Source organism: Streptomyces sp. NPDC046881 (assembly GCF_040645015.1).
GTDB lineage: Bacteria > Actinomycetota > Actinomycetes > Streptomycetales > Streptomycetaceae > Streptomyces.
This window is the reverse complement of record NZ_JBEYXJ010000028.1, coordinates 70,833-82,710: the sequence shown is the minus strand read 5'-3', so window position 1 is coordinate 82,710 and position 11,878 is coordinate 70,833. Positions and strand designations below refer to the sequence as shown.

13 protein-coding genes are annotated in these 11,878 nt (G+C 76.7%); 7 read left to right on the top strand and 6 right to left on the bottom strand.

Annotated elements, in window-relative coordinates:
• Positions 1–75: 75 nt before the first annotated feature.
• Complete coding sequence (locus ABZ923_RS16475) at positions 76–345, bottom strand: hypothetical protein (RefSeq protein WP_361471506.1); 270 nt, start codon at positions 343–345, stop codon at positions 76–78.
• A gap of 223 nt (positions 346–568) precedes the next feature.
• Positions 569–1,558, bottom strand: coding sequence for an EamA family transporter (locus tag ABZ923_RS16470; RefSeq protein WP_361471504.1), 990 nt, complete (start codon positions 1,556–1,558; stop codon positions 569–571).
• 143 nt (positions 1,559–1,701) lie between these two features.
• Between ABZ923_RS16470 and ABZ923_RS16465 the strand changes: the two genes are divergently transcribed.
• Complete coding sequence (locus tag ABZ923_RS16465; RefSeq protein WP_361471502.1) at positions 1,702–2,202, top strand: MarR family transcriptional regulator; 501 nt, start codon at positions 1,702–1,704, stop codon at positions 2,200–2,202.
• 12 nt (positions 2,203–2,214) lie between these two features.
• On the opposite strand, the gene ABZ923_RS16460 is transcribed toward ABZ923_RS16465, so the two are convergent.
• Positions 2,215–3,696, bottom strand: coding sequence for an FAD-dependent monooxygenase (locus ABZ923_RS16460; RefSeq protein ID WP_361471500.1), 1,482 nt, complete (start codon positions 3,694–3,696; stop codon positions 2,215–2,217).
• Positions 3,697–3,935: 239 nt separating this feature from the next.
• Between ABZ923_RS16460 and ABZ923_RS16455 the strand changes: the two genes are divergently transcribed.
• A complete protein-coding gene (locus tag ABZ923_RS16455) occupies positions 3,936–4,493 on the top strand; it encodes a TetR family transcriptional regulator (RefSeq protein WP_361471498.1) in 558 nt (185 codons plus the stop codon).
• A 125-nt stretch (positions 4,494–4,618) separates the two neighbouring features.
• On the opposite strand, the gene ABZ923_RS16450 is transcribed toward ABZ923_RS16455, so the two are convergent.
• From ABZ923_RS16450 to ABZ923_RS16440, 3 genes are read right to left on the bottom strand one after another with little or no spacing between them, the layout of a single operon-like run.
• The gene (locus ABZ923_RS16450) at positions 4,619–4,900 is read right to left on the bottom strand and encodes a hypothetical protein (RefSeq protein WP_361471497.1); all 282 of its coding nucleotides are present in this window, start codon (positions 4,898–4,900) and stop codon (positions 4,619–4,621) included.
• Positions 4,901–4,948: 48 nt separating this feature from the next.
• Entirely contained in the window at positions 4,949–7,054 is a 2,106-nt protein-coding gene (gene malQ / locus ABZ923_RS16445) for a 4-alpha-glucanotransferase (RefSeq protein WP_361471495.1), read from the bottom strand.
• Positions 7,055–7,300 (bottom strand): hypothetical protein, encoded by a 246-nt coding sequence (locus ABZ923_RS16440; RefSeq protein WP_361471493.1) that lies wholly within the window; start codon positions 7,298–7,300, stop codon positions 7,055–7,057. It abuts the gene before it with no gap.
• Positions 7,301–7,457: 157 nt separating this feature from the next.
• Between ABZ923_RS16440 and ABZ923_RS16435 the strand changes: the two genes are divergently transcribed.
• From ABZ923_RS16435 to ABZ923_RS16415, 5 genes are all read left to right on the top strand, one after another.
• Positions 7,458–8,066 (top strand): RNA polymerase sigma factor, encoded by a 609-nt coding sequence (locus ABZ923_RS16435; protein ID WP_361471514.1) that lies wholly within the window; start codon positions 7,458–7,460, stop codon positions 8,064–8,066.
• Positions 8,063–8,959 carry a zf-HC2 domain-containing protein gene (locus ABZ923_RS16430; RefSeq protein ID WP_361471492.1) on the top strand — a complete coding sequence of 299 codons (897 nt, stop codon included), beginning with the start codon at positions 8,063–8,065 and terminating at the stop codon, positions 8,957–8,959. Before ABZ923_RS16435 ends, ABZ923_RS16430 begins: the two co-directional genes overlap by 4 nt.
• Positions 8,960–9,158: 199 nt before the next feature.
• Positions 9,159–9,929 carry an ABC transporter ATP-binding protein gene (locus tag ABZ923_RS16425; RefSeq protein WP_361471490.1) on the top strand — a complete coding sequence of 257 codons (771 nt, stop codon included), beginning with the start codon at positions 9,159–9,161 and terminating at the stop codon, positions 9,927–9,929.
• Positions 9,929–11,242 carry a hypothetical protein gene (locus tag ABZ923_RS16420; protein WP_361471488.1) on the top strand — a complete coding sequence of 438 codons (1,314 nt, stop codon included), beginning with the start codon at positions 9,929–9,931 and terminating at the stop codon, positions 11,240–11,242. Before ABZ923_RS16425 ends, ABZ923_RS16420 begins: the two co-directional genes overlap by 1 nt.
• Positions 11,239–11,850 carry a hypothetical protein gene (locus ABZ923_RS16415; protein ID WP_361471486.1) on the top strand — a complete coding sequence of 204 codons (612 nt, stop codon included), beginning with the start codon at positions 11,239–11,241 and terminating at the stop codon, positions 11,848–11,850. The genes ABZ923_RS16420 and ABZ923_RS16415 overlap by 4 nt, the downstream gene beginning before the upstream one ends.
• Positions 11,851–11,878: the final 28 nt, after the last annotated feature.

The following is an 11,878-nucleotide window of genomic DNA, read 5'->3' as shown; positions in this document are numbered from 1 at the left end:
TTCCGCAACAACTTCTTCGGCGGGGCCCGTCCGGCGCGAGTGGTGGACGTGGGGGTGCGGGGTCGTGACCGGCTGTCAGCTGACGACGACCACCACGACGCCGCCGCCGCCGAAGCCGGGGACGAAGCCCCCGCCGAAGAAGTTGTTGCGGAAGCCGAAGCCGTTGCCGAAGCCGTTGCCGAAGCAGTTGCCGCCCCAGCCGCGGTCGAAGCAGCCGTGGTTGGTCGGGACCTGGTTCGGGGTGGCCGCCGAGGCCGTACCCGCCGTGCCGATCGCGGCGCCACCGGCAAGGAGGACGCCGGCCGCGGAGACCGCGAAGAGATGCCTCACGCGCTGTGCTTTCATGGGCCTACCTTCCTTCCACGCCCTCGCGGGGTTTCCGGTACGGGGGCGATGGCCGCGGCCGCGCGGGATACCGGCACGGCGCGGTCGTAGGGGTTGCCGCGGGGGACGAGCAGCGGGCCTGGGCCACGTCGGCTGTCGGCCCCTGTGGACCCGGGGCACCCGCCGCCGGCGGCGGACACACCCCTGATCGCGGACCTTCCCCTTCACGCTAGCCGCCCCCCGGTCACTCAGCATCTCGAACGGCGACGGACCGCCAGCGCCGGGCCCCGCGCGTCACCGTGACGCTGCCGGCTGCCGGGTGGGTCCCGACCGGCTTGCGGACGCCGAGCTGTGCGGCCAGCGTCGCGCCGAACGCCAGCACCATGCCCGCCACCTGCACCGGGGTGAGCGCCTGGCCGAGGGCCGCCCAGCCGACGACCGCGGCGGACAGCGGGGACAGCGGGCCGAGGAAGCCGGCCTGGGTTGCGGTGAGCCGGCCGATGCCGCGGAACCACAGCCAGTAGGCGACGGCCGTGTTGGCCAGGGCGAGGTAGAGGTAGCCGCCGGCGGCACGGCCGTCGAGGGCGGGCGGGGCGCCCTCGGCCAGGAAGGCGACCGGGGCGATGAGCAGGCCGCCCGCGGTGAGCTGCCAGCCGGTGAGCGCCAGCGGGCCGACTCCCTCGGGGCGGCCCCAGCGCTTGGTCAGTACGGTGCCGGCGGCCATGGCGGCGGTGGAGGCGAGGGCCGCGAGGACGCCGACCGGGTCGAGCGCGCCGGCCCCCTTCAGCACGACCAGGCTGACCCCGAACGCGGCCACCAGCCCGGTGAGCAGCGTCCGCGGCTCCGGCCGTTGCCCGAGCAGCAGCGCGGAGAGGCCGACGACGAACAGCGGCCCGGCCGAGCCGACGACCGCGGCCATCCCGCCCGGCAGCCGGTACGCCGCGACGAACAGCAGCGGGAAGAACGCGCCGATGTTCAGCGCGCCGAGCACGGCGGCCTTCACCCACCAGGTGCCGCGCGGCAGCACCCGGGTGAGGGCGAGCAGCAGCAGGCCGGCGGGCAGGGCGCGCATCAGGGCGGTGAACAGGGGGCGGTCCGGTGGCAGGAACTCGGTGGTGACCGCGTACGTGGTGCCCCAGGAGACCGGCGCGAGGGCGGTGACGGCTATGACGGCGGCGGCGGTGCCGGCAGGGCGGGCGGATCGGGGGGATCGAGTGGGTTGGGTGGCGGCCATGGGCGGGCCCCTTCCGGGGGAGGTGAGCGGGTCACCGGGCGAGTGGGTCACTACTAAGTAGCTTAGCGCTAAGCTACTTAGCGTCAAGTGTCTCCTCGGTGACTTTCTTGCGGGTGAGCGGAAGGGGGGCCGATACTCAGCGCATGCAGCAGCAGCCGGCGGACTCCGTGGACGCGATCATCGAGCAGTGGGCCCGGGTGCGGCCCGACCTGGACACCCGGGCGATGGAGGTCTTCGGCCGGATCTTCCGGCTCTCCCGCGCGATGGGCGACCGGATGGAGAAGGCCTACAAGCCCTACGGCATCTCCCGCGGCGAGTTCGACGTCCTGGCCACCCTGCGCCGCTCCGGCGAGCCCTACACCCTCTCGCCCCGCGAGCTGTCGGCCACCCTCATGCTCACCACCGGCGGGATGACCGGCCGGCTCGACAAGCTGGAGCGCGCCGGACTGCTGCGCCGCTCCCCCGACCCGCACGACCGGCGCGGTCTGAAGGTGACCCTCACCGAGGAGGGGCTGCGGCTGATCGACGAGGCGGTGGGCGCCGGACTGGCGCAGGAGAGCGCCGCCCTGTCCGCCCTGGACGCCGAAGAGGCCGACCACCTGGCCGGCCTGCTGCGGAAGTTGCTGGACGCGACGGCCGAGTAGCCGCCGCAGCCGTCACCGCGCGCCGGTCGGCGCGCGGTCGGCGGCAGCGGCCGGAGCGGCGGGGCCGAGGTGGCGGGCCAGCGCCGCCTCGGTCTGCGCCGGACCGGCCGAGTCGGCGGCCCAGGCCGCGTAGCCGTCGGGGCGCACCAGCACGGTGGTACGGCGGCCGCTCGCCCAGCGGGCCACGGCCAGCCGGTCCGCGCGGCCGGCCCCCGCGTCGTACGCCTCCGGGGTGATCAGCACGAACCGGCCGCCGCGCAGTGCCTCGTACAGGCGGCCGCCGCCGGCCAGGTCCACGTCCGGGACGCGTGCGCCGGTGAGCGGGTGGGCGCCGCGGGGCGCGGGGTAGCGGTAGCCGATGCCGGTGATCTGGCCGGCGACCTTGCGCCGGGCCGGGCCGGCCGCGTCGAGGAACGCGGTGAGGGCCGCGCGCGCCGCCAGCGTCCAGGGGCGCTTGGCCATGGCGAGGCGGACGATCCCGCCGCTGCTGCGCAGCACCGCCCGGCCGACGGGGTGCCGCTCGGCCTGGTAGGTGTCGAGCAGCGCCGGGTCCGCGTGGCCGCCGGTCACCGCGGCCAGCTTCCAGCCCAGGTTCGCGGCGTCCTGCAGCCCGGTGTTCATGCCCTGGCCGCCGGCCGGGGTGTGCACGTGCGCGGCGTCCCCGGCCAGGAAGACCCGCCCCACCCGGTACGCCGGCGCCTGGCGCTCGTCGCTGTGGAAGCGGGACATCCAGCGGGCGTCGTGCATCCCGAAGTCCCGGCCGAGGGCGAGACGGGTGATCTCCTTGATCTCGGCGAGGTCCAGCGGCTCGCTGTCCGCGACGTTGCGGCCTCGGTGCCAGCCGATCACCCGGTAGTAGCCGTCGCCGAAGGGCGCGAGGAAGGCGAACGCGTCACCGACCGCGTTGACCGTGAGCACGGTCGGCGGCTCCTCGGCGAGCCGGACGTCGGCGAGCACGACGGACCGGATCACCGACCGGCCCGGGAACGGCAGCCCGACCGCCTGCCGCACGGCGCTGCGCATCCCGTCCGCGCCGACCAGGTACGCGGCCCGGAGCGTCTGCGTACCACCCTCCGGGCCGCGGACCTCGGCCGTCACCCCGTCCGCGTCCTGGGTGAGCCCGGTCAGCTCGGCCTCGTACCGGAACTCGGCCCCCGCCTCGACCGCCCGCCGCTCCAGCGCCTTCTCGACCTCGTACTGCGGGAGGACGAGGAGGTGGCGGTAGCGGGAGGGGAGCGTGGAGAGGTCGACGGTGAGCCGGCCGAAGAGGCGGAGCCGGTCCAGGGGCTGCCCCAGGGACTCCAGGCCGTCGGCCAGGCCCCGCGCGTCGAGCTGTTCGAGGGTGCGGGCGTGCAGAACGAAGGCGCGGGAGAGGTTGCTGACCTTGTGGGGGCGCTTTTCGAGGACGGTGACCGGGATGCCGGCGGTGGCGAGGTCACCGGCGAGGAGGAGACCGGTGGGGCCGGAGCCGACGATGAGGACGCGCGGGGTCATGGTGGCCTCCTGGAGGGTGCCTACGCATGTTGGCCAACAGTTGTTGGCCAACGCTTGTTGGCAACGGTAGGCCGGTCGGCGGGTGGAGTCAACAGGTGTTGGCAAACGATCGTTGACCCCCGCCGCGCGCCGCCGCACCCCACCCCGCCCAGCGGTCAGCGGCCAGCGGCCAGCGGCCAGCGGCCAGCGGCCAGGGTCAACACTTGTTGGCCAACGGCGGTTGGCCTACGCTCGTTGGCATGACTGCACGCCGCTCCGACGCCACCCGCACCGCCATCCTCGCCGCCGCCCGCGACCGCTTCGCCGCCGACGGCTACGACCGGGCCACCATCCGGGCCATCGCCAAGGACGCACGGATCGACCCGTCCATGGTGATGCGGTACTTCGGCAGCAAGGAGGGCCTGTTCGCCGCCGCCGTCGCGCTCGACCTGCGGCTGCCCGACCTGACGCGGGTGCCCCGCGAAGAGGTGGGCCGCACGCTGGTCGGCCACTTCCTCGGCCTGTGGGAGGAGAACGAGGAGCTGACGGCCGTGCTCCGGGTCGGGGCCACCAACGAGGCCGGGGCCGAGCGGATGCAGGGGATCTTCCGGGACCAGCTGCTGCCGGTGGCCCGGCAGGTGTGCCCGGACCCAGAGCAGGTCCCCGCGCGGGCCGCGCTGTGCGCCGCCCAGCTGCTCGGGCTGGCCCTCACCCGCTACGTGCTGCGGCTGCCGCCGGCCCGTGCGCTCACCCGCGCGGAGCTGGTGGCGTGGCTGGGCCCGACGGTGCAGCGCTATCTGACCGCGCCGAACCCTTAGGGCCCTTCGTCTGGATCACGCCGGGCGCGCGAAAACGCCGGGGGCGCCGGTCTCTGCCCGGGTACGGCGTGTGCGCGTACCGACGGCAGGAGCGGCGCCCCCGGCGAACGAACCGGTGGTCCGGGTCAGGCCTTGGCCCCGGCGCCGGACTTGACGTTGATGTTGGACGAGGTGGTGTCCTTCTTGGCCCGCGACTTGTCCAGTGCCATCACCAGACCGGCGATCACCAGGAACAGGACCACCGGCAGAATGACGTACAGGCCCAGCGTCTCGATGACGCTCAGGCCCTTGCCGGGGTCGTCGCCGTCGTCGCGGGCCAGCGCGAGCGCGGGGGACGACATGAGCAGCATCATCAGCGTCGTACCGGCGGCCAGGGCGCCGGCGCGCAGGGCGTTCTTCTTGTCCACGGAAATCAAGTTAGCGAACCGTCGTCGGGGCCGCGCGCCCGGGGTGCCTTACGGGACCTCGGTGCCACCGGAGGGCCGCAGCACCTCCAGCAGCGCCCGCAGCCGCGGCGAGGCCACCAGTTCCTCCAGCGGCACCGGCCGGCCCTCGGTGTCGGCGACCGGCAGGCGCCAGTTGGGGTACTGGTCCCAGGTGCCGGGCAGGTTCTGCGGGCGGCGGTCGCCGATGCCGTCCGGGAGCCAGACGCCGATCAGGCGGGCGGGGGTGCGCAGCAGGAAGCGGTGGACGGCGCGGATCTCCTCCTCCTCGTCGGAGCCGGGCGGTCCGGCGGCCGGGCTGTCCAGCAGGCCGAGGCTGCCGAGCAGGGCGAGCCACTCGGCGGCGTCGGCGGTGGCCTCGGCGCGCTCCTCGGCGGCCGAACGGGTGAGCAGGCCGAGGCGGTCGCGCAGCTCGACGTGGTCGCCGGTGAGCCGGGCGGCGGTGGGCGGCAGGTCGTGGGTGGTGGCGGTGGCCAGGCAGTCGGCGCGCCAGCGCTCGGGCGGCAGCGGGCGGCCGTCGCCCTCCCAGTCCCGTTCGAACCAGAGCACGGAGGTGCCGAGCACCCCGCGCCGCTGGAGTGCCTCACGCACGCCGGGCTCGACGGTGCCGAGGTCCTCGCCGATGACGACGGCCCCGGCGCGGGTGGCCTCCAGGGCGAGGAGGGCGAGCATGGCGTCGGCGTCGTAGTGGACGTAGGTGCCGTCGGTGGGCGGGCTGCCCTGGGGCACCCACCAGAGCCGGAACAGGCCCATGACGTGGTCGATGCGCAGGGCGCCGGCGTAGCGGAAGAGGGCGCGCAGCAGCTCGCGGTAGGGGGCGTGGCCGGTGGCGGCGAGCCGGTCGGGGCGCCAGGGCGGCAGGCCCCAGTCCTGGCCGCGGGCGTTGAAGGCGTCCGGTGGCGCGCCGACGGACATGCCGGCGGCGTACACGTCCTGCTGGGCCCAGGCGTCGGCGCCGGCCGGGTGGACGCCGACGGCGAGGTCGTGCACGATCCCGACGGGCATGCCGGCCTCGCGGGCGGCGCGCTGGGCGGCCCGGAGCTGGCCGTCGGTGAGCCAGGCGAGGCGGGCGTGGAACTCCACCCGGTCGGCGAGGTCGGTCCTGGCGCGCGCGGTGGCGGCCGAGCGGGGGTCGCGCAGCCCGTCGGGCCAGTGGTGCCAGTCGGAGCCGTGGAGTTCGGCGAGGGCGTTCCAGGTGGCGTGGTCGTCGAGGGCCTGGCCGTGGGCGGCGCGGAAGGCGTCGTAGGAGGCCTGGCGGCCGGGGCCGAGGGGGACGGCGAGGACGATCTCCAGGGCCTCGCGTTTCAGTTCCCACACGGCGTCGCGGTCGATGAGGGCGCCCTTGTCGAGGACGGCGGCGCGCAGCCGTTCGGCGCGCTGCAGCAGCCCGGTCAGCCGTTCCCGGTCCTCGACGTGGGCGAACTCGGGGACGTCCTCGATCCGCAGGTGGACGGGGTCGGGGAAGCGGCGGGAGGAGGGGCGGTACGGGGAGGGGTCGGTGGGGGCGCCGGGTACGGCCGCGTGCAGCGGGTTGACCTGGATGAATCCGGCGCCTGCGGTGTGTCCGGCCCAGCCGGCCAGTTCGGCGAGGTCGGCGAGGTCGCCCATGCCCCAGGAGCGGCGGGAGAGCAGGGAGTACAGCTGGACGAGGAGGCCGTAGGAGCGGCCGGGCGGGGCGGGCAGCCGGTCGGGGGCGACGACGAGACACGCCTCGCCGGTGCGTCCGTCGGGGGCGGTGGCGGTCAGCCGGTGGACGCCGGGCGGAAGGTCCGCGGTCCCCTCCCGGTGCCGGCCGTCCTCGGCCTCGACGTGCAGCCGGGTGCCGGCGGGCAGGGCGGTGAGGGCGGCGGGCGGCTCGGCGCCGGTCCACTGGACCACCGTCGGCGGCAGCAGGCGCTCGCGCAGCTCGCGTTCCCGGGCGGCGAGGGCGGTGCGCACGGCGTCCGGTCCGGTCGCGTCGACGCCGAGGGCGGCCAGGGCCGCGGTCACGGCGGTGGCGGGGACCTGGACGATGTGGTCGGGGGCGGGCCGGTAGGAGGTGGCGACCCCGTGCAGCCCGGCGAGCCGGGCGAGGTCGGCGGAGGGCTGGCCGGGGGGCTCGTCGGGCGCCGCGGCCATCTACAGTCCCGGCGCGAAGGAGTCCGGGACCGGGTCGGACTCGCTGGTCAGCGGGGCGGCCTCGGCGAGCGGGGGTTCGCTGGTCAGCGGCTCGGCGTCGGGCAGCGGCGGCTCACTGGTCAGCGGCGCCTGCGCGCAGGCGCTCTCCGCGCTGAACGCGTACAGCGGTGCCTCGTCGGTGTCGGCGGACAGCTCCGCCACGGGTTTGGACGGGGCGGGGATCGTGAGGTGAGCCGGTGCGGCCACGAGGGCCTCCTTGTCGGTGTGCGGGTGCTGCGGTGGTGGAGGGGGTCAGGGCAGGCCTACCCAATGAGCCCGGCGCCACGCCCGGGAAATCCCGTGCCGGGGGTGATCCGGCACCGGGCCGGTGATCGATAGAGGGGGTGTGAGACTGTTCCGCCCCATGGGGGGCCAGCGGGAGACGGACGACGGGAGCGGCGCGGACGCGGCCCTGTTGCGGGCCGTCGCGCAGGGGGACGCGGAGGCGATGGCCGCGCTGTACGACCGGCACGCCGGGTGGCTGCACGCGCGGCTGACCCGGCGGTGTGCCGACCCGGAGCTGGTGCGGGAGGTGCTGCAGGACACGTTCGTCACGGTGTGGCGGTCGGCGGCCGGGCACCGCGGTCAGGAGGCCGGGGGCTGGCTGTGGACGATCGCGGCGCGCCGGCTGGTGGACGCACGCCGGGCGCAGGAGCGGGTCGTCCGGGTCGCGGCACCGCTGCCGGAACCCGGGACCGCGGGGCGGTACGAGCCCGCGGCCGCGCCGTCCGCCGAGGACCGGGTGCTGGCCGGGCTGGAGTACGGCGATGTCGGCACCGCGCTGGACCGGATCTCCCCCGAGCTGCGGGAGGTGCTGCGGGCGACGGTCGTCGACGGGCTGAGCACCCGGGAGGCGGCCCGGCTGCTCGGCATCCCGGAGGGCACGGTGAAGTCCCGGGCCCGCCGCGCCCGCGCCGAGCTGCGGGAGGCACTCGACCGGTTGCACCCGTCCCCGCTGGGAGGTACGGCATGACGCACCGCAACGCGCACCTGTGGCACGCCTCCGAGGACCTGGTCGCCCGCTATGCCGAGGGTGTCCTGCCGGAGCCGGACGCGTGGTCGCTGGAGAAGCATGTGGAGGGCTGCGCGGGCTGCGCGTCCCGGGTGTCGGCCGCGGTGCGCGGTACGGCGGCGGGGGCGGTGCTCGCGCAGGTGCGGGCGGCGGTGCTGGAGTCGGCTCCGGCGCCGGTCGCGGCGGTCGGGGCGAGGTCCGGCGGGGCGGCCGGGTGGCCCGCGCCGTCCCGGGTGGCCCGGCTGCTGTGGGCCGCGGGGCCGGCGGTGCGCGGGGCGTGGCTGCCGGCGGTGCTGGGCGTGGCGGTGGCCGCGCTGGCCCTGTCGTACGGGGCCGGGTTCCCGGGCGCGCGGGCGCTGCTGCTGGCGGTCGCGCCGGTGGTGCCGGTCGCCGGGGTCGCCCTGTCCTACGGCCCGCACGCGGACCCGTTGCACGAGGTCACGGCGGCCACGCCGAGCGGCGGGCTGCGGCTGGCGCTCACCCGTACGGTCGCGGTGCTCGCGGTGAGCCTGCCGTTGCTGACCCTGACCGGGCTGCTGCTGCCGGCCTCGGGGGCGCCGGCCGCGGCGGCGTGGCTGCTGCCGGGTCTGGCGCTGGCGCTGGCCTCACTGGCGCTGGCCTCCTTCGTGGGGTGCCGGGTCGCGGCCGGGGTGACGGGCGGCGGCTGGCTGTGCGCCGTGCTGTCGCCGGTGGCGGTGGCGCCGGGCGGGGCGGCGACCGCGCGGCTGGCCGAGCAGCTCTCCCGCTGCGTGGACGGCATCGCCACGCAGGGCGGGTGGGCGGCGGCGGCCGTGCTGAGCGCGGCCCTGCTGACGGCCCGCCGCCCCGCGTACGACCGCCCGCTGCGCCCTTGAGCACGCCGTCCGACCGCCCGCTGCGTCCCTGAGCACGCCGTCCGACCGTCCGTCGCGTCCGCGACGGCGCACTCCCCCGGCCCCGCCGGCCGCTCGCCCCGTCCGGGGTTCGCGGAGCGGTCCGCGGCGGCTTCCTTCGAGCGTTCCGATCCCGGGACCACCGGTTGGTGTGGTCCCGTGCCCTCTCCTGGAGAGACCGATGAGTTCCATACGTGTGACCGGCCTGCGGGTCCGGCACCGCAAGACCCTCGCCCTCGACTCGCTCGACCTGGCGCTCGGCACCGGGGTGCACGGGCTGCTCGGGCCGAACGGGGCCGGGAAGACCTCGCTGATCCGGGTGCTGGCCACGGTGGCGCGGCCGGACGCCGGCCGGGTGGAGCTGCTCGGCGAGGACACCGCCGGCCGCCGCGGGCCGGCCGGGGTCCGGCGCCGGCTGGGCTACCTGCCGCAGGAGTTCGGCTACTACCCGGGGTTCACCGTGCGGGAGTTCGTGGCGTACGTGGCCTGGCTGAAGGAGGTGCCGGCCGCGCGGGTGCCGGCGGCCGTGGAGCGGGCGGTGGCCCGGGTCGGCCTGGCGGACCGGATCGACGCCAAGATGCGGACGTTGTCCGGCGGCATGGTCCGCCGGGTCGGCATCGCGCAGGCCGTCGTCAACGACCCCGCCGTGCTGCTGCTGGACGAGCCGACCGCCGGCCTGGACCCGGAGCAGCGGGTGGAGTTCCGCGAGCTGCTGCGCGAGCTGGGCGCCTCGGCGACGGTGGTGGTCTCCACCCACCTGGTGGAGGACGTGGCCGCCGCCTGCACGGAGGTCACGCTGCTGGACGCGGGCCGGATCGCCTACCGGGGTACACCCGGGTCGCTCACCCGGCTCGGCGAGGCGTCCGACGGGCCGGGCGACCATCCGATCGAGCGCGGGTACACGGCGGCGCTGCGCGCGCACCGCGCGCCGGGTGCGCGGGAGGCGGTGTGATGACGCTGCTCACCGAGCCGGAGGCGCCCGTGCGCGCGCCGCACCCGCTGCGCGCCGAGGCGGTGCGGGGCTTCGCGCCCTGGGCCGGGGCCGCGGTGCTGCTGACGGCCGGCGCGATGCTGGGCGGCACGGCGGACCGCTGGCAGGGCGACTGGGCGGCGACCGCGACCGAGGTGCACACCGCCCTGGTGATCACCCTTCCGCTGGCCGCGGCGGCGGGCTGCTGGCAGGGCGGCCGGGAACGCCGGCGCGGCACGGAGGAGCTGTGGGGGACGACCGTACGGCCGCCGCTGACCCGGCTGCTGACCGCCGCCCTGCCCGTCGCGCTGTGGGTGGCCGCCGGCTACCTCGCCGCGGTCGTCCTGGCCCTGCTCGCCACCTGGCCGTACGCCCAGGGCGACCGGCCCCACCCGTCCCTGCTGCCGGGGGACACGGTCGCCATGGCCGCGGCCGCGCTGGCCGGACACGTAGTGGGCCGGGTCGTGCCCGTCCGGCTCGCGGCGCCGGTGCTGGGGGTGGCCGGCTTCCTGGGTCTCGGGACCACGTTGGGTGGCGGTTCGGCCGCCGTGCGCGCGCTCAGTCCCGTGACCAGCTCCCTGGACGAGCTGCCCGTGTGGTGGCAGTCGGGCGCCATGGCGCTGTGGACGGGCGGGCTGGCCCTCGCGGCGGTGCTGGCGTACGCGGCCCGGCGGCGGGCGACGGCCCTGCTCCCGCTGGCCGCCGCGCTGGCCGCGGGCACGCTGCTGGCGCAGGCCGGGGACGGCCTGTGGCGCCCCGACCCGCTCGCCCGCCGCCAGGTGTGCGACACGTCCGTGGCCCCGGCGATCTGCGTCAACGCCCGGTACGCCGGGATGCTCCCGCAGGTCAGGGATGCCCTGTCGGGGATCACGGGGAAGCTGGAGGGGGTCCGGAACCTGCCGGCGCGCTGGGCGGACCACGCCGGCGCCCTGCGCGCCGACGAGGCCCAGCTGCCGGGCATCACGCCGCTGGGCTGGTCGACGGTGCGGGGGCGGCTGACCGATCCTCGGCAGTTCGCCTGGGAGGCCGTCGCCGCGCTGGAGGGCAGGGACTGCCCCGAATCGATGATGACCAAGCGCGTCCTCTGGGCGGACGACGCGGTCGAGTCCTACCTCGCGCCGAACGCCCTGCAGCGGAAGGGCCTGGTGCCCGGCGACGGCCCCGCCGAGGAGCGCAGACTCCTGGCCGCCCGCGCCCGGCTGGCCGGAATGCCGGAGCGGCAGCGCCGCGACTGGCTGTCGGCGTACTTCGCGGCCCGCGCGGGCTGCGACTCGAAGGAGGTCCCCGTACTGTGACGACGCACCACGGCCCCCTGCTGTACGCCCGCTCCCGGGCGCTCCCGCTCACCCTGGCCGCGCTCGCCGGTACGGCCGTGTTCGCCGTCTGGGCGGCCGGCCGGCTGGACGCCTACCTCGACCCGGACCGCCGGGTGCCGATCGTCGCGCTGGCGCCGCTGCTGGCGTCGGCGGTGATCGGGACCAGCCTGTACAGCGCGTCGGACGAGCTGGACCGTACGGCCGTACGCCCCTGGTGGCCGCGCCGCCTGGGGCAGCTGACGGCGCTGACCGCGCTGGCCGCGCTGCTGCTGGCACCCGCTGTCCTCGGGCACGCCGGGACCTTCGGGGCGCCCGCGGTGGTCCGCAACACGCTGGGCTGCACCGGCGTCACCGCGGCGGCGGCCGTGCTGCTGGGCGCCCGCCTGAGCTGGCTGCCCGCGTTCGCCTATGTCACCGCCGTCTACCTGGGCTCCAACGCCGCCCACGGCCGCGCGGCAGCGGTGTGGGCGTGGCCGACGCAGCCGGGCGCGCAGCGCGGTGCCTGGGCGGTGGCCCTGGTCGCGTTCGCCGCGGGGGCGGTGCTGTACGCGGCACGCGGCGCCCGCCCGGAGGGGCCGAGGGCCTGAACCCCGGGCGGCGCGGCCGGTCCCGCCG

What these genes read in the sequence shown, in the direction of transcription:
- ABZ923_RS16425 (WP_361471490.1), top strand. Translation starts at nt 9,159, where the DNA reads ATGAGTTCCATACGTGTGACCGGCCTGCGGGTCCGGCACCGCAAGACC.
- ABZ923_RS16435 (WP_361471514.1), top strand. Translation starts at nt 7,458, where the DNA reads ATGGGGGGCCAGCGGGAGACGGACGACGGGAGCGGCGCGGACGCGGCC.
- ABZ923_RS16430 (WP_361471492.1), top strand. Translation starts at nt 8,063, where the DNA reads ATGACGCACCGCAACGCGCACCTGTGGCACGCCTCCGAGGACCTGGTC.
- ABZ923_RS16460 (WP_361471500.1), bottom strand. Translation starts at nt 3,696, where the DNA reads ATGACCCCGCGCGTCCTCATCGTCGGCTCCGGCCCCACCGGTCTCCTC.
- ABZ923_RS16455 (WP_361471498.1), top strand. Translation starts at nt 3,936, where the DNA reads ATGACTGCACGCCGCTCCGACGCCACCCGCACCGCCATCCTCGCCGCC.
- ABZ923_RS16475 (WP_361471506.1), bottom strand. Translation starts at nt 345, where the DNA reads ATGAAAGCACAGCGCGTGAGGCATCTCTTCGCGGTCTCCGCGGCCGGC.
- ABZ923_RS16420 (WP_361471488.1), top strand. Translation starts at nt 9,929, where the DNA reads ATGACGCTGCTCACCGAGCCGGAGGCGCCCGTGCGCGCGCCGCACCCG.
- ABZ923_RS16465 (WP_361471502.1), top strand. Translation starts at nt 1,702, where the DNA reads ATGCAGCAGCAGCCGGCGGACTCCGTGGACGCGATCATCGAGCAGTGG.
- malQ (WP_361471495.1), bottom strand. Translation starts at nt 7,054, where the DNA reads ATGGCCGCGGCGCCCGACGAGCCCCCCGGCCAGCCCTCCGCCGACCTC.
- ABZ923_RS16470 (WP_361471504.1), bottom strand. Translation starts at nt 1,558, where the DNA reads ATGGCCGCCACCCAACCCACTCGATCCCCCCGATCCGCCCGCCCTGCC.